16 protein-coding genes are annotated in these 19,716 nt (G+C 60.7%); 4 read left to right on the top strand and 12 right to left on the bottom strand.

Annotated elements, in window-relative coordinates; translation table 11 throughout:
• Positions 1-82: 82 nt before the first annotated feature.
• Positions 83-1,165, bottom strand: a complete 1,083-nt coding sequence (locus FE782_RS02365; protein ID WP_138192096.1) for a DNA alkylation repair protein — start codon at positions 1,163-1,165, stop codon at positions 83-85.
• 16 nt (positions 1,166-1,181) lie between these two features.
• Positions 1,182-2,975: a DNA helicase RecQ gene (recQ, locus tag FE782_RS02370; RefSeq protein WP_138192098.1), complete on the bottom strand. Its 1,794-nt coding sequence runs from the start codon at positions 2,973-2,975 to the stop codon at positions 1,182-1,184.
• Between the two features lie 238 nt (positions 2,976-3,213).
• Here recQ and FE782_RS02375 point away from each other — a divergent pair, with 238 nt between their 5' ends.
• Complete coding sequence (locus FE782_RS02375) at positions 3,214-3,549, top strand: winged helix-turn-helix transcriptional regulator (RefSeq protein ID WP_138192100.1); 336 nt, start codon at positions 3,214-3,216, stop codon at positions 3,547-3,549.
• On the opposite strand, the gene FE782_RS02380 is transcribed toward FE782_RS02375, so the two are convergent.
• Complete coding sequence (locus FE782_RS02380) at positions 3,537-4,487, bottom strand: helix-turn-helix transcriptional regulator (RefSeq protein WP_158299221.1); 951 nt, start codon at positions 4,485-4,487, stop codon at positions 3,537-3,539. The two genes, FE782_RS02375 and FE782_RS02380, sit on opposite strands and share 13 nt — an antisense overlap.
• Before the next feature lie 123 nt (positions 4,488-4,610).
• On the opposite strand from FE782_RS02380, the gene FE782_RS02385 reads away from it, so the two are divergent.
• Entirely contained in the window at positions 4,611-5,498 is an 888-nt protein-coding gene (locus FE782_RS02385) for an SDR family oxidoreductase (protein WP_138192104.1), read from the top strand.
• Here FE782_RS02385 and FE782_RS02390 read toward each other — a convergent pair.
• Positions 5,473-6,348, bottom strand: a complete 876-nt coding sequence (locus FE782_RS02390) for a hypothetical protein (protein ID WP_138192106.1) — start codon at positions 6,346-6,348, stop codon at positions 5,473-5,475. The genes FE782_RS02385 and FE782_RS02390 overlap by 26 nt on opposite strands.
• A 122-nt stretch (positions 6,349-6,470) precedes the next feature.
• On the opposite strand from FE782_RS02390, the gene FE782_RS02395 reads away from it, so the two are divergent.
• The gene (locus FE782_RS02395; protein ID WP_138192108.1) at positions 6,471-6,677 is read left to right on the top strand and encodes a hypothetical protein; all 207 of its coding nucleotides are present in this window, start codon (positions 6,471-6,473) and stop codon (positions 6,675-6,677) included.
• A gap of 115 nt (positions 6,678-6,792) precedes the next feature.
• On the top strand, positions 6,793-8,481 hold the full coding sequence (gene ilvD / locus FE782_RS02400; RefSeq protein ID WP_138192110.1) for a dihydroxy-acid dehydratase: 1,689 nt from the start codon (positions 6,793-6,795) through the stop codon (positions 8,479-8,481).
• Positions 8,482-9,975: 1,494 nt separating this feature from the next.
• Here the strand turns inward: ilvD and FE782_RS02405 are convergent.
• From FE782_RS02405 to FE782_RS02440, 8 genes are all read right to left on the bottom strand, one after another.
• A complete protein-coding gene (locus FE782_RS02405; protein ID WP_138192112.1) occupies positions 9,976-10,833 on the bottom strand; it encodes an NAD-dependent epimerase/dehydratase family protein in 858 nt (285 codons plus the stop codon).
• A gap of 18 nt (positions 10,834-10,851) precedes the next feature.
• Positions 10,852-11,835 carry an aldo/keto reductase gene (locus FE782_RS02410; protein ID WP_138192114.1) on the bottom strand — a complete coding sequence of 328 codons (984 nt, stop codon included), beginning with the start codon at positions 11,833-11,835 and terminating at the stop codon, positions 10,852-10,854.
• A 107-nt stretch (positions 11,836-11,942) separates the two neighbouring features.
• Positions 11,943-12,764 (bottom strand): carbohydrate ABC transporter permease, encoded by an 822-nt coding sequence (locus FE782_RS02415; RefSeq protein WP_138192116.1) that lies wholly within the window; start codon positions 12,762-12,764, stop codon positions 11,943-11,945.
• A gap of 15 nt (positions 12,765-12,779) precedes the next feature.
• A complete protein-coding gene (locus FE782_RS02420; protein WP_138192118.1) occupies positions 12,780-13,730 on the bottom strand; it encodes a carbohydrate ABC transporter permease in 951 nt (316 codons plus the stop codon).
• Positions 13,731-13,831: 101 nt separating this feature from the next.
• Positions 13,832-15,151 (bottom strand): ABC transporter substrate-binding protein, encoded by a 1,320-nt coding sequence (locus FE782_RS02425; RefSeq protein ID WP_158299222.1) that lies wholly within the window; start codon positions 15,149-15,151, stop codon positions 13,832-13,834.
• Between the two features lie 137 nt (positions 15,152-15,288).
• Positions 15,289-16,497, bottom strand: a complete 1,209-nt coding sequence (locus FE782_RS02430) for a response regulator transcription factor (RefSeq protein WP_158299223.1) — start codon at positions 16,495-16,497, stop codon at positions 15,289-15,291.
• Positions 16,494-17,834 (bottom strand): ABC transporter substrate-binding protein, encoded by a 1,341-nt coding sequence (locus tag FE782_RS02435; RefSeq protein WP_138192124.1) that lies wholly within the window; start codon positions 17,832-17,834, stop codon positions 16,494-16,496. The genes FE782_RS02430 and FE782_RS02435 overlap by 4 nt, the downstream gene beginning before the upstream one ends.
• Complete coding sequence (locus tag FE782_RS02440) at positions 17,812-19,623, bottom strand: cache domain-containing sensor histidine kinase (protein ID WP_138192129.1); 1,812 nt, start codon at positions 19,621-19,623, stop codon at positions 17,812-17,814. The genes FE782_RS02435 and FE782_RS02440 overlap by 23 nt, the downstream gene beginning before the upstream one ends.
• Positions 19,624-19,716: the final 93 nt, after the last annotated feature.

Consider the following 19,716-nt stretch of genomic DNA (forward strand, 5'->3'; position numbering starts at 1 on the left):
CCGAAGTCCTCCAACACGTTCATATTTCGTCCCTTGCTTCCTTGATTACCATATCATATCTTTCGGACGGTCGGGAGTACGTTCACAGGTTGACTTGGAAGATCTTCGACGCCAGCTCCGAGCCGTTCGCGACGATCGCCGCGACGTGCTCTCCGGGGTAATGCTTGCGCGTCGTCATGTCGCGGAACGACTGGCGGAACGACATGGACGTCTCGCCCGGCGGAAACTCCCGCTCGGACAGCTTGAACAGCTTCCGCGAGCGGGAGCCGTTCGCCTTGACGTAGTCGATGGCGTATTCGACGCGCAGCTTCCGCGGCGCGGGTCCATCGACCGAGAGGACGAAGGACGCTTCGAAGACGCCCCCCGCGGCGACGCCCGTCGACGTCTCGAACCGCTCGACGCGCACGCCGCCCGCGTCGCCGACGCCGAACAGCGCGAGCGCCTCCGGGACGCACTTCTTCAGCAGCGTCCGGCAGGCGTGCTTCGCGATCCAATCCGTATGCGGATGCTCGCCCAGCCAGCTTCTCGCGATGTCGAGCGCCAGCGCCGGGTGATCCTTCGAGACGTCGTTCAGGTTGTTCGCCACGCTGCGGCGCACGTATTCCGACGGGTCGCGCTTCAGCGCCTCCAGTATCGGCACGATCGGCGACGGATCGCGCTTGAACGCCGCGAGCGCCATGCCCCACGGCAGGCGCGGCCGGCAGCCCTCGCTGGCGAGACGGCGCACGTGCTCGTCGTCGCTCTTCGCCCATTCGCGCATCGCCGCCAGCGTCCGTTCCCGGTACTTGACGAGGTACGGCCGCACCGCGAATTCGCTGCTCGAATACTTCGTCAGCCGGGCGAGCGCCGGAATCGACCGCTCCGGGTCGTCCAGTCCGTATACCTCGACGAAATCCGGGAACATCATATACGGGAACCCGCTGCCGCACCGTTCCGCCGCGTCCAAGACGACGTCCAGCGCGTCCTCGTAGGCCGCCGGCAGCCCGGGACGCAGCGCCTCCGCGCCGCGCCGCATCCGCTGCTTCAACGCAAGGGACTCCCAATCGGGGGCGAACACCCGTCCGAGGAACGCCTCGACGTCGAACGGCGGGTACGCCTCCGCCACCTTCGCGGCCATCCCTTCGAAAAATACCCGCGAATACATCTCCTTCAACGCATCCGCCATTCGCCGGACGCCTCCTCTACTCTTCGTACGCGCGTATACACTCCAGGAACGCGCCGCCGTATTTCGCGACCTTGTTTTCGCCGACGCCCTTGATGCCGAGCAGCGCCTCCTCGGTCCGCGGCAGCTTCGCGCACATCTCGCGCAGCGTCGCGTCGTGGAAAATCGTAAACGGCGGCACCTTCGCCTTGTCCGCGAGCGCCTTGCGCACGCGGCGCAGCTCGTCGAACAGATCGCCGCGCCCTTCGAACGACGCGTCGTCGCCCGACGCGGAGGCGGCGTCGACTTTCGTTATTTTCTGGAACACCCGCTCCTGCCCTTCGAGCACCGCGACGGCGCGATTCGTCAGCGCGACGGTCGGGTACTGCCCGTCCGACATGACAAGGTAGCCGTCCGCCACGAACACGTTCAGCAAGTTGACGAGATCTTTCTCTTTGTACTGCTTCAGCGCGCCGTACGTCGGCAGCCGGTCGAAGCCGAACTGGCGCACCTTCGCGTCGTTCGCGCCGCGCAGCACCTTCACGGTCAGGTTAATGCCGAACCGCTGCCGCATCCGAGCGACGCAAGAGAACGTCTTCTGCGCCTCCTCCGTCACGTCGACCGCCTCGCGGTCGTCCGTGCAGACGCCGCAACGTCCGCAGGCCGGGACGTCCTCGCCGCCGAAGTAGCGCACGATATGCCGCTGCAGGCAATCCGTCGTATGGCAGTAGTCGATCATCGCCTTCAGGTTGGAATATTCGATGCGCTTGCGCTCTTCGTCGAATTCGTTCTGCTCGATGAGAAACTTCTGCGTCACGATGTCCTGCGGCCCGTACAGCAGCACGCATTCGCTCGGTTCGCCGTCCCGGCCGGCGCGTCCCGCTTCCTGGTAGTATGACTCTATATTCTTAGGCAGGTTATAGTGAACGACGTACCGGACGTTCGACTTGTCGATGCCCATGCCGAACGCGTTCGTCGCGACCATCCATTTGAGATCGTCGTATTGGAACAACTCCTGATTCCGCTGCCGCTCCTCGTCCGACAAGCCCGCATGATATCGGCCGACCTTCAGGCCCAGCCGTTCGAGGAAGCGCTGCGTCTCCTCGACCTCCTTGCGCGTAGAGGCGTAGACGATGCCGGACTCGTTCTTCCGGCTCCGCACGTACCGCTCCAGATATTCCTTCTTGTTGACGCCTTTGACGACCGAGAAGGTGAGGTTGTCCCGCGAATAGCCCGTCGTCACCCGGAACGGATCGTTCATATGCAGATGCGTCACGATGTCCGCCTTGACGGCGTCGGTCGCCGTCGCGGTGAACGCCGCCACGACCGGCCGCTTCCGGAGCCGGCCGACGAGCCGACCGACGTTCATGTAGCTCGGGCGGAAGTCGTGTCCCCACTGCGACACGCAATGCGCCTCGTCGACGGCGAGCAGCGGGATGGGCAGCTCTTCGAGCAGCGACAAGAACCGCTCCGACTCGAGCCGCTCCGGCGCGACGTAGACGAGCGTGTATTTGCCGGCCTTGATGTCCCGGAACCGCTCCCGCAGCTCCTCCGCGTTCAGCGTGCTGTTGATGAACGTCGTCGGGATGCCGATCTGCTGCAGCGTGTCGACCTGATCCTTCATCAGCGAGATGAGCGGCGACACGACGAGCGTCACGCCGGGCAGCATCGCCGCGGGAATTTGATAACAGACCGACTTCCCCGCGCCGGTCGGCATAACGCCGAGAACGTCCCGGCCCTGCAGGATGCTCGAAATCAGCTCTTCCTGCCCGCTCTTGAACGAGTCGTAGCCGAAATACTTTTTCAAAAATACTGTCGATTGCGTAGCGATCATAATGTCTCCTTATATAACAGATCCGGCTCGAGACGCGCGGCCTCGGCCCGATCCGCCGCTTGCGGTTGATTTCGTACGAAAGCCGTCTCTTTCCGTTCGTCCGACACCTTGCATTATACCGTCCGAACGTATGTGCCGTAAATCGTTTCCCCCGAATTTCCCGACGCGCGGAGCCGCGGATTGGGTTACTCACGGGGGCCGGTTTGCGTTATAATAACGTTTAACGAGGTGATGGTTGATGGAAGAGCAAGAGCTTTGTCCGAGATTCGAGCGCGGCATGCAAATCATCAGCAAGCGATGGTCCGGACTGATCGTCCATCGGCTGATGCAAGGACCGCAGCGCTTCTGCAACATCGAGTCGGGATTGCCCAGCTTAAGCGGCCGCGTGCTGTCCGAACGGTTGAAGGAGCTGGAGCAGGAGGGCATCGTGCATCGGGCCGTGTATCCGGAGACGCCGGTGCGCATCGAATATTCGCTGACGCCGAAGGGACGAGCGCTCGAGCCCATCTTCCGCGAAATCGAGAAGTGGGCCGGAGATTGGGTGGAAGAAGCGCCGGACGACTACGAGCCGTAGGCCTCGGCCAACCGGCGCGTCGCCGTCCGCATCGCTTCGCGCAGCTCGGCCGGTTCGAGCAGCTCCACGCCTTCTCCTCCGAGTCGAAGCAAGCATTCCACGGCGTATTCCATCGTCTCCAGATTCATCGCGACCGCGATCCGCTCCCCCGCCGGTTCCGCTTCCTCCACGCTCGCGTACCGCATCGCCTTCAGCCGTTCGTACGCCGGCCGCGTCAACAGCAGCCGCGCCGCATATTTCGGCAGCCGCTCCCGGAACGTCCGAATCGAAGACGTCCAATACGTCTCCAGATCGAAGTCCGGCGGACGCTCGAACGTCTCCCCCGTCTCCCGCAGCGACTCCACCCGCGACACCCGATACGTTCTCAGCGCTCCGCCCGTCGATCCGACGACGTACCATGCGTTCCCCTTCGCCACGAGCCCGTACGGCAGCAGCTCCCGTTCCGCGTCGTCCCGGCCGTACCGAATGCGCAGCGCCCATCCGTTCCACACGGCGTCGTACAACGCCGGCAGATGCGGCAGCGACTCGAACGATTCGCGCCAGCCCGCGCCGTCGATATGAATCCGCTCCCGCACCGTCGACGCGTTCGATCCGTTCCCGGCGCTCGCCGCGTGCAGCAGCCGGTCCCACGTCTCCCGAAATTCCCGCTCCCGTCCGAGCTCCGCGAACAGCCGCGCCGAGCCCGACTGCGACAAGAGCAGCCGCTCGACGTCGTCCCGCTTCAGCCCGTTGAACCGCGCGCGGAATCCTTCCGCAAGCCGCCATCCGCCGCCGTAGCCGCGTTCCGCGTACACCGGCACGCCCGAGCCCGCGAGCGCTTCGAGATCCCGCGTCACCGTCCGGGTCGACACCTCAAGCTTCGCCGCCAACTCCCGCACCGTCAGCGTTGCCCCCTGCTGCAGCGCGAACAAGATCGACAGCATACGATCCGCTCTCATGACGCGCCACCCTTTCGTTTTCTTTTTATTGTACCACAGGAATAAGACAGAGGTTGACATATTCGTGGCGGTATTCTATCGATCGTAGGATCCATCATAAGAACGAAGGAGTCGATTCGGAAAATGACAACCCGACCGCTGCAAGGACGCGTCGCCGTCGTCGCGGGCGCGACGAGAGGCGCCGGACGCGGCATCGCGATCAAGCTGGGAGAGGCGGGCGCAACCGTCTATGTTACGGGACGTTCGTCCAGGGAAGGAAGCTCCGACGTCGGACGGTCGGAGACGATCGAGGAGACGGCGGAGCTCGTCGCCGCCGCGGGCGGCGTCGGCATCGCGGTCCGGACGGACCACACCGCGCCGGAGCAGGTGGAGGCGCTGTTCCGGCGCGTGGAGAAAGAGCAGGAGGGACGGCTCGACCTGCTCGTGAACGATGTGTGGGGATGCGAGCAGTATATCGACTTCGAGCGCAAGTTTTGGGAGCAGCCGCTGTCGAACGCGCTGATCATGCAGGAGCGCGCCGTTCGCTCGCATCTGATTACGAGCTATTACGGCGTGCCGCTCATGGTCGCGCGCCGAAGCGGTCTCGTCATCGAAATCACGGACGGCGTCGACTACTCGGTCCGCGAAGGGGCCGGCGTCGGGTACAGCGTGGCGAAGGTCGGGAACATCCACTTGGCTGCGGCGCTCGCCTCGGAATTGAAGCCGTACGGCGTAACGGCGATCTCGCTGACGCCCGGCTTCCTTCGCTCCGAGCAGATGCTCGACCACTTCGGCGTGACGGCCGAGACGTGGCGCGACGCGCCGGACCCGCACTTCCGGGTCGTCTCCGAGACGCCGGCGTACATCGGCGCCGCCGTCGTCGCGCTCGCGAGCGATCCCGCCTTGTTCGAGAAGACGGGACAGGCGTTCAGCACGTGGCGCTGCGCCGACGAATACGGCATCCGCGACGCGGACGGCTCCCAGCCGCATTGGGGAAACTACTACGCTAGCATTCGTGATAATACGAAATAAGACCCTTCAACCAACTTAGGTCGACCGCCTCGCCCGTATCCGCCTGCATCGCCCGGCGAAGCTCCTCGGCTTCGCCGGGCGGACGGCGGCCCTCCCGCTTGCCCAGCCAATCGTGGTAGTACAGCAGCCGCTCGTACTGCCCGATGTGCTTCTCCTTAAGATGGTCGTCGATCGCGGCCGTCACTTCCTCCACCATCCGAAGCCAGAAGCCGAACCGGTCCTCCGAGAGACGCATCATCGGCTTCAACTCGATCTGAAGCCCCGTATCGTATTCGTCGGTGCTCCGTCCGAACGCGTGCCCGACGCCGTTGCGCATCTTCCGCAGCTCGTTCAGCTCCTTCGTGTATTCCTTCAGCTTCGCCGGCGCCGTTCCGAACAGCCGCTCGTAATGCTGAATGCGGGTATTCCAATCCCCCTTGGTGAAATGCACCGCATACTCCGAATAATTGTACCCGGGACGCGACTTGAGCAGCGTCACGCCGTCGATGGCGCCCGGCGCCCCGATGATGAGCCCCGGATTCGATTCGATCGCGAGGGCGCTGATATTCCGAAGATAAATTTCCATATACGAGTTCACGGCGACCGACGCGGATAAGCGGACCCAGTTGTTGAAGTCCTTGAAATCCTTTTCCCAACGTTCCAACGTCGGCGCGATTCGCTTCTGATGCTTGCGCGGCACGGTAAACACCGTCGTCGGGCGGAGACGCTTGTCCGCCTTCTTCACGATGTCCGTCGTTCGCTTCGCCGCGAGCATGTGCGACCAATACAAGCTGTTGATTTCGCTGTGATGCTTCGTGAACAACCGATGCGAAAACGTGCTGCCCGGAGCGCTTTGCCATCTGGAGAACATAACCGAATCCTCTTATCCCAGTTAGAAGTGTGTTTTCCAGTATGCCCTGGATTCGTCCGCGTTATTTCCGGCAAGTCGGGCGGACAAGCGGAATATATATGAATGAGAAAGGAGGGAGAAGCATGGAACGCAACTTTACCTTCTATGTGCTGTTGGTCGCGATCGGCGGCGTGTTCGCGTTTTTGCCGCGCAGCGCGTTCGGCTTGTTCGAGCTGTTTTTCGGTTCCGGGGCGGGATTGTTCGTATCGTTCCTCGACTACGGCGTCGGACTGCTCGGCGTCGGCCTCATCGGCTACGTGCTTTACAAGCTCCTGAAGAAGCGCGCTTAAGGGCTCTGCCATATCTTTTTTCCGAATCCGCATGTCGCAACGTACATAAATATGTTACACTCGAATGTAATATGCCACTTTTTTTCGAAGACAAGGACGGAGGAGAGATATAAGCATGGCTAAAGCTAAGATGCGCTCGGACATGATCAAGCGCGGGTTCGACCGTGCGCCGCATAGAAGCTTGCTTCGGGCGGCAGGCGTGAAGGAAGAAGATTTCGACAAACCGTTCATCGCGGTGTGCAATTCATATATCGACATCGTCCCGGGACACGTCCATCTGCAAGAATTCGGCAAGATCGTGAAGGACGCGATTCGCGAAGCGGGCGGCGTTCCGTTCGAATTCAACACGATCGGCGTCGACGACGGCATCGCGATGGGCCATATCGGCATGCGGTACTCGCTGCCGTCCCGCGAAATCATCGCCGATTCGCTCGAGACGGTTGTCTCGGCGCACTGGTTCGACGGCATGGTTTGTATCCCGAACTGCGATAAGATCACGCCCGGAATGATGATGGGCGCGCTTCGCGTCAACATCCCGACCGTATTCGTCTCCGGCGGCCCGATGAAGGCCGGCAAGACGTCCGACGGCCGCTCGATCTCGCTGTCGTCCGTCTTCGAAGGCGTCGGCGCTTATCAAGCGGGCAAGATCGACGAGAAGAGCCTTACCGAGCTCGAGCAATACGGCTGCCCGACGTGCGGCTCCTGCTCCGGCATGTTCACGGCGAACTCCATGAACTGCCTCGCGGAAGCGCTGGGCCTCGCGCTCCCGGGCAACGGCACGATCCTTGCGGTCGCGCCGGAGCGTCGCGAGTTCGTGCGAAAATCCGCCGCGCAGCTTATGGAACTCATTAAGATGGACCTCAAGCCGCGCGACATCGTGACGATCGAGACGATCGACAACGCGTTCGCGCTCGACATGGCGCTCGGCGGCTCCACGAACACCGTCTTGCACACGCTCGCGCTCGCGCAAGAAGCCGGCTTCGACTACCCGATCGAACGCATCAACGAAGTCGCCGAGCGCGTGCCGCATCTGGCGAAGATCGCTCCTGCGTCCGACTGGCACATCGAAGACGTGCATTTGGCCGGCGGCGTCAGCGCCGTGCTGAACGAGCTGCTGAAGAAAGAAGGCGCGCTGCATCCGGATCAGATGACGGTCACGGGGAAGACGCTCCGCGAGAGCGTCGCAGGCTGCGACATCCTGAATAAGGAAGTCATTCGCCCGATCGACAACCCGCACAGCGAGCGCGGCGGCCTCGCCGTCTTGTTCGGCAACCTGGCTCCGGAAGGCGCGATCATCAAGGTCGGCGCGGTCGACAAGTCCGTCGGCGGCTACCATCGCGGCCCGGCCATCTGCTTCGACTCGCAGGAAGACGCGCTTGCCGGCATCGCGAACGGCAAGGTGAAGGAAGGCCATGTCGTCGTTATCCGCTACGAAGGTCCGAAGGGCGGCCCCGGCATGCCGGAGATGCTCGCTCCGACGTCGCAGATCGTCGGCATGGGTCTCGGCGCCAAGGTCGGCCTCATCACCGACGGCCGCTTCTCGGGCGCGTCCCGCGGCATCTCGATCGGCCACATCTCGCCGGAAGCGGCGGAGGGCGGTCCGATCGCGTTCGTCCACGACGGCGACATGATCGAGCTCGACCTGAACAACCGTTCGATCAAGCTCGAAGTAAGCGACGAAGAGCTCGAAGCTCGCCGCCAGTCCGAATGGAAGGAATTCGAGCCGAAAGTGCGCACAGGCTACCTGGCGCGCTACTCCAAGCTCGTCACCAACGCTTCCATGGGCGGCGTTATGAAAATCTAATTACTATGCTCTCTGAACCGTCGACGGCTTCGCGCCTCGGCGGTTCTTTCTTTTTCGATCGCGTCTTACCGGTTCTCTTATTCACGATTCGGTCTCCACCGGCCTCGATCTCACCGTTTCCCACCGCTTCAGCAGCGCCGGACCCCACTCCTCTCCGTGCCGTCTTTATAAGCTGTTTCCTTCTGCACAGGCGCGCGCCGTCCCGTTGCTTCCCGGTCTGTTCTCTCCTGCGTTCCTTTTTAAATTGATGACTCCAACTCAGGTACAAGCTCACTCTTTCTCGTTCCACGTTGGCCTAGCGCTATACTCTCCCCATGCTTCTTTCTAAGTTGATTCCTCCAACTCAGGTACATGCATACTCCTTCCTCGTTACTCCATGTACCTAGCACTATACTCTCCCCATGCTTCTTTCTAAGTTGAATTCCTCCAACTCAGGTACATGCATACCTCTTCCTCGTTCCTCCATGTTCTAGCACTATACTCTCCCCATGCTTCTTTCTAAGTTGATTCCTCCAACTCAGGTACATGCATACTTCTTCCTCGTTCCTCCATGTACTAGCGCTATACTCTCCCCTTGCTTCTTTCTAAGTTGATTCCTCCTGTTCAGGACCCAAACCATTACCTCAAATTACATTTATAGGAATTTTAAATCCCTGACTAAAGGAAATTACCATAGAAAAGACTGCGGACACACTACCTCCCCCATACCTCGACCGGAACCATCCGATCCTGAGCAGAGGAAATCACCTTAGAAAAGAGCGCCGACACACTACCTCCCCCCATACCTCAACCGGAACCATCCGATCCTGAACAGAGGAAATCACCTCAGAAAAGAGCCTCGTCCCCTCTAACCTCCCCCACACCTCAACCGGAAACATCCGATCCTGAGCAGAGGAAATCACTTTAGAAAAGAGCGCGGACCCACTACCTCCCCCACACCTCAACCGGAAACATCCGATCCTGAGCAGAGGAAATCACTTTAGAAAAGAGCGCGGACCCACTACCTCCCCCACACCTCAACCGGAAACATCCGATCCTGAGCAGAGGAAATCACTTTAGAAAAGAGCGCGGACCCACTACCTCCCCCACACCTCAACCGAAACCATCTAATCCTGAGCAGAGGAAATCACCTTAGAAAAGAGCGCCGACACACTACCTCCCCCTATACCTCAACCGGAACCATCCGATCCTGAGCAGAGGAAATCACCTTAGAAAAGACCGCCGACACACTACCTCCCCCATACCTCAACCGGAAACATCCGATCCTGAGCAGAGGAAATCACCTTAGAAAAGACCGCGGACCCACTACCTCCCCCATACCTCAACCGGAACCATCCGATCCTGAGCAGAGGAAATCACCTTAGAAAAGACCGCCGACACACTACCTCCCCCAACAACACGACAAAAGAGAAATCACCTTAGAAAACGGCACAGTCTCTCTACAGCAACAAAAAGAGGCTGCCGCGACCGCGACAGCCTTGGTTCATATATCGCTTACCCCTCTACCGAAACCTCATCCCGCCAACGATGCGCCGGCTCCCAGCCGAGCAGCCGCTTCGCCTTGGAGCTGTCGAGCAGCGTCTCGTACCCTTCGAGCGGCGCGCGGATATCCGTTACTTTCGGGTAACGCGCGGCGAGCAGCTCCCGCGTCTTAACGTCCATGCTCGTCTCGTCGTTCGCCAAGTTCAAGGCCACGGCGCCGAGCCCTTCGGCTTCGACGGCGAGCCGGCAGGCGACGGCCGCGTCTCGCGCGTCGATGTAACTCCACAGGATGACGTCCCGCTCTTCCGGCCGATGGATGAAGCTCGGGAAGTTCGCGTACATCACAGGCGTAATGACGTTGCCGAAGCGGAAGGAGACGACCTGCATCCCCGTCCGGCGCCAGAACATATCGGCGGTTTGCTCGTTCACGATTTTGGACAAGCCGTAGCTGTCCTCCGGCTGCTGCGGATGCGCCTCGTCGATCGGTACGTACAGCGGCTCGCGCCGTTTCAACGGAAATACGAGCCCGTAAGACGACTCCGACGAGGCGAGGACCGCTTTGCGGATACCGAGTCCCGCCGCCGCCTCGAGCACGTTGTACGTCGTCATGACGTTGTTGCGGAACGTGCGCTCGTTCGAATGCGTATACGCCTGCGGGATCGCCGCCAGATGCACGACCGCGTCCGCGCCCTGCAGCGCGCCGTACACTTCCCCTAAGTTTTCCAAGTCGACGACGACGGTCCGCACGCCCGGCTCCTCCGACCGACGAACGTCCGCATTGACGACATCGTATCCTTGCTGCAGAAACTCCTTGACGACCCAGACGCCGAGCAGTCCGCTGCCCCCGGTAACGACGACGCGCTTCTTCATGTCAGCCTCTCCTCTCGCTTAATACGGTCCGCGAATCGCCGGACGCACCGAAGCCTCGTAGAACGCGCGAAGCCGCTCCCGCTCCTGCGGCGTAAAGCCCGGCGCTTCGAGCGCGGACAAGTTTTGCTGCACCTGCCGCGTATCTTTGAAGCCCGGGATGACGCAGCTGATGTCGCCGTTTTCCAAAATCCAACGCAGCGCCGCGCTGGCCATCGATCCGCGCCCTTCCCCGATCCACGCGAGCTCGCGCGCGAGCGCCACGCCCTTCTCGAACGGAAGCCCCGCGAACGTCTCGCCGACGTTGAAGCTGTCGCCGTTCCGGTTGAAGCTGCGATGGTCGTCCGCCGCGAACGTCGAGCTCTCGGTAAACTTGCCGGTAAGCAAGCCGCTCGCCAGAGGCAGACGAACCAAGATGCCCACGCCCTGCGCCTTCGCCTGCGGGAACAGCTCCTCCTCAGGCTTCTGCCGGAACAGGTTATAGATGACCTGCAGCGCCTTCACGCCCGGATATTGCAAGCAGAGCAGGCCTTCTTCCACGCTCTCCACGCTGACGCCGTACTCCCGTACCTTGCCTTCCGCCTTCAATCGATCCAGCGCCTCGAACACGGAACCGTCGCGAAGCACGTCGATCGGCGGGCAATGCACCTGATACAAGTCGATGCGCTCCCGCTCCAGCCGCTTCAGGCTCGCTTCGCAGAACGCGCGGACGGACGCCTCCGAATACGTGTCCGCATCGTGGATATCGCCAGATCGGCAAAACTTCGTCGCGATCAGAACGCGGTCTTCCTTGCCCTTCGTCGCCTGCGCCAGCAGCCGCTCGCTGTGGCCGTCGCCGTACACGTCCGCCGTATCGAAGAAGTTGACGCCGGCTTCCATCGCCGCCTCCAGCGCGCGAAGCGACTCCTCGTCGCTCACGCTGCCCCAAGAGCCGCCGATCGCCCATGTGCCGAAGCTCATCTCGCTCACATGCATGTCCGTGTTTCCGAGTTGCCGATAGTTCATCGGGACTTCACGCTCCTTTTCTACCCTTACTATAACTCATTCCCACAGAACGCGAAAACGCGCCGCCGGAACGAATCCCGTCGGCACGCGAATCGCGGGCGAAGCGGTTAGCCCTTGACGGCGCCCTGCGTCAGACCTGCGATGAACTGCTTGCTGAAGGCGATCGCCGCGGCGAGCAGCGGCAGCGTCGCGAGGAACGTCCCCGCCATAATCATCGCATTGTCGCGATAATACACGCGGTTCAGGTTGCGCAGCGCGATCTGAATCGTCTGGATCTCCGCATCCTTCAGCACGACCGACGGCCAGAGGAAGTCGTTCCACACGCCCATGAACGTCAAGATGCCGAGGGACGCGAGCGCCGGCCGGATCGTCGGCAGCGCGATGCGCGAATACGTCTGGAAGTTCGTGCAGCCGTCCATGCGTGCCGATTCGATCAATTCGTTATGCACCGTCGAATCGATATACTGCTTCAGCCAGAAGATGCCGAACGCGCCGACGAGACCGGGAACGATGACCGCCTTCAGATCGTTGATCCAGCCGAGGTTCGACATGATGATGTACGTCGGCACGAGCCCGAGCTGCCCGGGAATCATCAGCGTCGCGACGATGAACCCGAACAACCAGGAACTCCCTCTAAACTTCAGCTTGGAAAAGGCGAACGCGGCGAGCGAACCGAAGAACAGCGTGGACGCCGTCACGAGCGACGCGACCATGATCGTGTTCCAGAGCGCCAGGAAAAACGGGATTTCGTTGAACACCTTCGTAATGTTCTCGATATACAAGCCGCCCGGCGCGAGCGCCGGCGGAAACCGGTTCGTGTCGGCGGTCGTGCGCGATCCGATGACGAACATCCAATAGAAGGGGAAGATCGACAACAGGAAAAAGATGGTGATCGACACGTATAACGCGATGCGTCCAATAGCTTTCATGAGCCTCTCCCCTCCTTAGTTGGCCGACTGAATCTTGCGCGTCAGATACATGTTGAAGAACGAGAACGCGATGATGATGAGGAACATGAGCCATGCGATCGCGGAGGCGTAGCCGAACGAATTTTTCGTGAAGGCGGTGTCGTACAGGTACAGCACCATCGTCAGCACTTGTCCCTGCGAGCCGCCCTGCGCCCCTTGATACAAGAGCGGTTCGACGAATAGCTGCATGCCCCCGATCGTCGACATGACGACGGTGAACAAGATCATCGGGCGAATCATCGGAATCGTAATGTGGAAAAATTGCTGCGTCTTCGACGCGCCGTCGATCGTCGCGGCTTCGTACAAGTCGCCGGGAATCGACTGCAGCGCCGCCAAATAAATGATTGCGTTATATCCAGTCCAACGCCACATGACCATGATCGACAAGACGAGCTGCGCGCCGTAGTACGATGCGCCCCAGTCGGTATTTTCCAGGCCGAACAACGAATTCAAGGCGTAGTTCAACAGCCCGTAGTTGTACCCGAAGATGCTCGTGAAGACGATCGCGACCGCGACGAGCGAGGTGACGTTCGGAACGAATAAGCCCACTCGGAAAAACTGCTTGAACTTCAAGACGTTCGAGTTCAAGATGTTCGCGATGACGAGCGCGAAGAACAATTGCGGCACGGTCGACAGGATCCAGATGCTGAAGGTGTTGCCGACGGACTTCCAGAAGCGAGGGTCGTCCGTAATCAACCATACGTAGTTTTGAAGCCCGATAAACTCTTTGTCGCCGAGGATGTTCCAAGAGAAGAAGGAGATATACCCGGACCACAGCACCGGAAATACCGTGAATACACCGAAGATGAGGAAAAACGGCGAGATGTACAAATACCCGGACAGATGGTCTTTGAAGCTCTGCGTTCTCCACGGTTTCCGCCGCTCTACGGTCGATGAGGCCAGGGTGGCGTCGGTTTTCAAGGACATCGTCAATGCCTCCTTGTCAGATTCGTCGTCGGAATGGACTCGAACCGACCTCCCCTGAGGTCGGTCGGCTCAAGACCGGAAACCGGTGCGCTAGACCGCGATTATTGTCTCAAGTCGCGCTCGATTTGCTCCATGGCCGTCTTCCAAGCTTCGTCCGGATTCGTGCCGTTCTTCTCGACTTCGCCGATCGCGTTCGTGAGCGGCGTGTCGACGATGATATATTTCGGTCCGTAGTAGACCGGCGTTACTTTCTTCGCGGCGTCGGAGAAAATCTTGCCTACCGGCGCGCCGCTGAAGAAGTCGTCCGTGAAGTCCAGAATCGCCGGGTCGTCGTAGATGCTAGGCGTCGAAGGGAAGTTGCCGTTGCTCTTGAACATCGCGAGCTGGCCTTCCGGCGACAGAATCGTCTTGATGAGATCGAACGCTTCTTGCGGATGCTTGCTTTCCTTCGGAATCGTGAGGAACGAACCGCCCCAGTTGCCGCTGCCTTCCGGCATCGCCGCCGCGTCCCATTTGCCCGCGGAATCCGGCGCGTTCGACTTCATGAAGCCCATCATCCAAGCCGGCGCCATCTGTACCGCGAAGTCGCCGTTGTTCATGCCTGCGCCCCACTCCGGAGACCATTGCGCGATCTTCGCCGTCATGCCTTCTTGCGCCAAGCTCGTCGCGAGCGAGTACGCGCGCTTCACGGCCGGGTTGCTGTCGACGATTAGCTTGCCTTGGTCGTCGAAGTAGTGCTCCGTCGCTTGACCGACGACGACGTCGAATACGGAGTTCGCCGCGTCGACCATCGGCTTGCCGGTTTTCGCTTTGATCGTTCTTCCGACTTCTACGAAATCTTCCCACGTCGAGAACAGCTTCGACACTTCGTCGCGGTTCGTCGGGAGACCCGCTTGCTCGAACAAGTCCGTGCGGTACATCGCGACCATCGGGCCGACGTCCGTCGGGATGCCGTAGATGAAGCTGCCGTCTTGGCTGGAAGCCTGCACCTTTTTCCACTCGAGGTAGTCGCCCATGATATCGTTCGCGCCGAAGTCCGCGAGGTTGTGGAACTTGCTCTCGTCGGCCTTGAACTGGTCGATGTAGCCGATCTCGACGAGCGCGATGTCCGGCGCGCCGCTGCCCGCCGCAAGCGCCGTCACGAGACCGTTATGGTGGTCGGCGTACTCTTGCTGCTGGATATTCAGCTTAATGTTGTGCGCCTTCGCGTACTCTTCCATGTACGGCTCCATGCCCGTACCGGTGAACAACCATACGTTCAGCTCGATCGGTTCGCCGCCGGAGCCGCCGCCCGAGGATGCCGTATCCGTGCCGCCGGAGGAACCCGACGTATTCGTACCGCCGCCGCCCGAGCCGGACGAGCACGCGGCCATCGTAACGACCGTGGTCAAAGACAAAAGAAGAATAGCCCAACGTTTCATTCTCAAATCCCCCTGTGTCATATGGTTAGACCGTTTCGCCAGGTCCGCTTGTAAGCGGTTGCGTTGGCCTTGACTTAAAGATACGGGAAAGGAGTCGAGAAACCCATGGGGCCATTCTTCTTTTTCTTGTCGGATTTTCAGATGTTCGCTTTCGTACGATAATCGTAGGGGCTCATGCCCTCGAGCGTCTTGAACATGCGGCTGAAGTGGGCTTGATCCGCGTACCCGACCTGCTCGCAGATCGCGTAAATTTTCAAATTCGTCTCGCGGAGCAGCTGCTTCGCCTTCGTCATGCGCGCCTTCGTCAGATGATGCGTGAACGTCGAGCCCGTCTGGGACTTAAACAAGCTGCTTAAATAATTCGGGCTCACGTAGAGCGACTCCGCGATCGAGGTCAACGTCAGATCCTCGGCGTAACGGTCCTGGATGAGCTCGAGCGCGCTCCGTACGATCCGATGCACCTGCTCCTCGGGCGGAGGCGACGGCTCGGGTTCGGGCTCGAATTCGGGCTCCTGCGGCGCGCCTAACGTCTTTAAGCTCGCAAGATACAGCGCCTTAATGTCTTGCAGCTGCGCGGAGACGCCGCCGAACGAGCCGACGACGTCGAGCTTGACGACGCGCTTCGCGACGTCCGGCACCGTGTCCGCCAGCGCTTCGAGCGCCGCGTCCTCGATCAAGGGCTCCCCGTCCTTGCCGGACACGAACAGCACGGCCGTCACCGCTTGATCCGAGACGACGACGACGGGAGCGCCGAACGGCGCGAAGACGTCCTCGATCACGTTCTTCAGCGAGAACCGCGCCGTCCGCTCCCGGTCGCCTTCCGCCGAGACGGAGAACGACAACAACGCGAAGCGATCGAACGGAGGGAATAACGATTCGTCGTAATACGGCAGCGGCAGCTCGTAGAACAAGTCTTGCACCCGCTTCTCGAGCAGGCTTCTCGAACGGAGCTTGTCGACGACCTTGGACGCGTTCCGCCGCCCGAGCTCCTCCTCCACTTGCGCGATGACGCGCCGCAGATGATCGATCGAGACGGGCTTGAGCAAATACTCCTTGACGTTATAGCGTATCGCTTCCTGCGCGTATTGGAAGTCGGCGTATCCGGTCAGCATGACGACGATCGTCTCCGGCCAGCGCTCCTGTATCGTATGGGACAGCTCCAGACCGTTCACCGCCGGCATGCGAATGTCGGTGACGACGAGATCGTACGCCTCCGCTTCGAGCATGTGAATCGCGTCCTCGCCGTCCTCGGCTTCGAAGATCGAGTGGCTCGGCTCCAGGTGCGCGATCATTCGCGCCATCGAGGTGCGGACGAGCGGTTCGTCGTCGACGAGCATGATTTTCATTTCGTCATCCTTACTCCCTTCTCCCATGGCTCCAGCCTCAGCTGCTTCTGGATCAGCGACATCGCCTCGTTCCACGCTTCGTCCGGCGTCGATCTCTGCTCCTCCACCGCGTCCAGCGCCGCCTCCATGATTTGCGTCACGACGTGCTGCTTGGAGCCTTCGTACATCGGGCGCACCTCCTTCGCGATGTCCGAGAAGATGCGACCGACCGGCGCGTCCTTGAAGAACGGGTCCGTCTTGTTTCGGATCGCCGGATCTTCGTAGATGCCCGGCGTGGACGGGAAGTTGTTCAGCGTCTTGTATAGCGTCAGCTGCTGCCGCGGGTCCGTCAGCCAGCGGATGAACGCGAACGCTTCCTCCTTGTGCAGGCTCATCTTCGGAATCGTCAGGTACGAGCCGCCCCAATTCCCGCTGCCTTCGGGCAAGTACGTAATATCCCAGGCGCCCTCCGCGCCGGGCGCGTTCGTCTTGATGTCGTTGAGCATCCACGACGGGGACAGGATCGTCGCGAACTCTCCTCCGGCGATCCCGCGCGCCCACTCCGGCGACCACGTCGTCTCGTACGCGGACAGCCCGAGCTCGGAAGCGCGCACGGCGACGTTCCAGGCCTCCTTCACGGCGGGGTTCGTCTCGATGATGAGCTCGCCGGTGTCCGGATCGAAGTATTGGACGTCCGCTTGGAACAACACCATGCGGTATAACGTCCGAATCTGATCGATCATCGGCTTTCCGGTCTTCTCCTTAATGCGCTTGCCGACTTCGAGGAAGTCCTCCCACGTGGACATCGCCTCGGCCAACCGCTCCCGCTCCGTCGGGAGGCCCGCCGCCTCGTACAGCTTCGGATTGTAGACGACGGCGACGGGGCCGATGTCGGTCGGCAGGCCGTACACGAACGAGCCGTCGGCGTTCGTCGCCTGCTTCCACTTCCAGCTCAAATATTCGCCCGCGATATCGAAGGCGCCGAGCGGCCCGAGATTTTCGAAGTAATCCGGGAATTTCTTGAACCGCTCCATGAAGCTGACCTCGATCAAGCTGACGTCGGGCGCTCCGTACCCGCTGGCGAACGCCGTCTGGAGATTATTATGCACATCCTCGTACGTGGAATGGATCAGATTGATGTTCACGTTCGGGTGTTGTTCCTCGTACTGCTCGACCAACGACTCGAGGCCGGTGGAGCCGTACAGCCACATGTTCAGTTCGAGGGTCTCCTCCGACTGCCGGTTCTCGGGCAGCTCGGAGACGTTAATGCGCGGCTGCAGCGACACGCAGCCCGCCAGAGCCGCGCACGTCAGCAGCGCGCCGATCCCATGCAAGCTACGACGGCGAATCGTTCGCATCTTCCGCTCCTCCTTCTCTCGGCAGCTCGCTTAAAGCCGGGACGACGATGTCGACGCGCAGGCCGCCCAGCTCGCCCGCGCTAAGCTTCAGCCCGTAGTCCGTGCCGTACGTGAGGCCGATCCGATGCCGCAGGTTGGACAGGCCGATGCCGCTGTGCATCAGCTCGTTCGCTTCCAGCCGAGCATTCTGGGACATGACCTCTTCGATCGTCTCCGGCGACATGCCGATGCCGTTGTCCTCGACCGTGAAGCGCAGCTGCGTCCCTTCCCGGAAGCCCCGGATCCGGATCATCCACGGACGTCCCTTGACCTGTTCGAGACCGTGCGTGATCGCGTTTTCGACGAGCGGCTGAAGCAGCATCTTCATCACGCGTTCCTTCAGAATGGACGGATCGACGTCCACCTCCGTCTGCAGCTTGTCGCCGTATCTCGCGCGCGAGATCATGATGAATCGGTTCAGCTGGGCGACGTCGTCCTCGACGGAGACGAGATCGGACCCCGGCTGGATACTGTACCGGAGCAGGTCGCTCAGCTGCAGCACCATGTCGGCGATCTTGAACTGCCCTTCGTTCATGAGCGTCCAGTATATCGTATTTAACGAGTTATATAGAAAATGGGGCCGGAACTGCGCCTTCAACGCGACGATCTGGGCTTGCTTCTCGCTGATCTGCTTCTCGGACAAGTCCTTGATCGTCTGATCGAGCCGCCCGATCATCTGGTTATAGCTGTCGTACAGCATCGCGGTTTCCCGATTGCCGCTGACGCGGCCGAAGGGACGGACGAACCCTTTCTCCAGGCGCGTCAGCCGCTTCGCGAGAATCGCGATCGGCCGCGCGAGCGTCCAGGCGAAGATCGAGGTGAACAGGAACGCCGCAAGCAGCCCCGCGGCCCCGATGACCGTAATGCTGCGTTGAATGCTGCGCAGGTCGGCGACCGCTTCGTCCGCGCCGATGAACGCCGCCACGCGCCACCCGCTGTACTCGGAATGCGCATGCGACACGTAGACGCTCTCGCCGTCCGACTCCCACTCGAACATGCTCTTCGGGTGGTCCTGCAGCTGACCGAGGAGCGACGGTTCCATCTTGACGCCGATTTCCGTCTCGTCCGAGGAATAGACGATCGTCCCGAACGCGTCGACGATGACGATCTTTCCCGACGTGCCGAGGTTGATCTCCCCGACGAGCCGCTCCAAGGAATCGACGGGCAGCACGATGAATAAGTTGCCGAGCTTCTCGAGCCGTTCCCAATCGTTGATTTGGCGCGCGCCGACGAAGACGGGGAATTCCCCGTACCGCCAAGCGGTAGAGGCGACCCAGATCATACGCCCTTTGTTCGGCGCGAGACGGTCGAACCACGGCAGCGCGTCGGCCATCTGCGCTTCCGTCTGTTGGAGCATGGAGATGATTGTATTAGAGGTATAGAAGTCGCCGGTCAGATTCGTCACGTGAAGCACGGAGTCGACCGCGATATACCGGATTTGCTGGCTCATGAACTGCGTGAGCTCCAGCTCGCTGATTTCCCCGGGCAAGCCGTTGTTGGCGCGGAGCAGGTAGTTTTGCAGCGTCGGACTGAACGCGATCAGCTGCGTCGCCTTATCGTATTCCTGCAGATTGACGTCGACCTTGCCGCTTAATTGGTTGACCGATTCGTTCAAGTAGATCGCCGTCTTCCCGAGCACGACCTCCGCCGAATTCCGGTAGGAGTAGTAGCCCGTCACCGACAAAACGATGAGCAAGATCGCGGAAAATCCGACGATCAGCTGTACGACGATCGGCACTCTTGCGTTCATGGGAACCCCTGCCTCTCGATGATTCCGCTTACATAGCGTCTCGAGACCTTATCATAGCAGGACGCGAAGATAAAAAAAAGACCGCCGGTCGGC

Source organism: Paenibacillus antri (assembly GCF_005765165.1).
In the GTDB taxonomy this organism is placed as follows: domain Bacteria; phylum Bacillota; class Bacilli; order Paenibacillales; family YIM-B00363; genus Paenibacillus_AE; species Paenibacillus_AE antri.

Bases quoted from the DNA above. Each gene is read 5' to 3' on its own strand.
- FE782_RS02365 (WP_138192096.1), bottom strand. From the start codon at position 1,165: ATGGCGGATGCGTTGAAGGAGATGTATTCGCGGGTATTTTTCGAAGGG.
- recQ (WP_138192098.1), bottom strand. From the start codon at position 2,975: ATGATCGCTACGCAATCGACAGTATTTTTGAAAAAGTATTTCGGCTAC.
- FE782_RS02375 (WP_138192100.1), top strand. From the start codon at position 3,214: ATGGAAGAGCAAGAGCTTTGTCCGAGATTCGAGCGCGGCATGCAAATC.
- FE782_RS02380 (WP_158299221.1), bottom strand. From the start codon at position 4,487: ATGAGAGCGGATCGTATGCTGTCGATCTTGTTCGCGCTGCAGCAGGGG.
- FE782_RS02385 (WP_138192104.1), top strand. From the start codon at position 4,611: ATGACAACCCGACCGCTGCAAGGACGCGTCGCCGTCGTCGCGGGCGCG.
- FE782_RS02390 (WP_138192106.1), bottom strand. From the start codon at position 6,348: ATGTTCTCCAGATGGCAAAGCGCTCCGGGCAGCACGTTTTCGCATCGG.
- FE782_RS02395 (WP_138192108.1), top strand. From the start codon at position 6,471: ATGGAACGCAACTTTACCTTCTATGTGCTGTTGGTCGCGATCGGCGGC.
- ilvD (WP_138192110.1), top strand. From the start codon at position 6,793: ATGGCTAAAGCTAAGATGCGCTCGGACATGATCAAGCGCGGGTTCGAC.
- FE782_RS02405 (WP_138192112.1), bottom strand. From the start codon at position 10,833: ATGAAGAAGCGCGTCGTCGTTACCGGGGGCAGCGGACTGCTCGGCGTC.
- FE782_RS02410 (WP_138192114.1), bottom strand. From the start codon at position 11,835: ATGAACTATCGGCAACTCGGAAACACGGACATGCATGTGAGCGAGATG.
- FE782_RS02415 (WP_138192116.1), bottom strand. From the start codon at position 12,764: ATGAAAGCTATTGGACGCATCGCGTTATACGTGTCGATCACCATCTTT.
- FE782_RS02420 (WP_138192118.1), bottom strand. From the start codon at position 13,730: ATGTCCTTGAAAACCGACGCCACCCTGGCCTCATCGACCGTAGAGCGG.
- FE782_RS02425 (WP_158299222.1), bottom strand. From the start codon at position 15,151: ATGAAACGTTGGGCTATTCTTCTTTTGTCTTTGACCACGGTCGTTACG.
- FE782_RS02430 (WP_158299223.1), bottom strand. From the start codon at position 16,497: ATGAAAATCATGCTCGTCGACGACGAACCGCTCGTCCGCACCTCGATG.
- FE782_RS02435 (WP_138192124.1), bottom strand. From the start codon at position 17,834: ATGCGAACGATTCGCCGTCGTAGCTTGCATGGGATCGGCGCGCTGCTG.
- FE782_RS02440 (WP_138192129.1), bottom strand. From the start codon at position 19,623: ATGAACGCAAGAGTGCCGATCGTCGTACAGCTGATCGTCGGATTTTCC.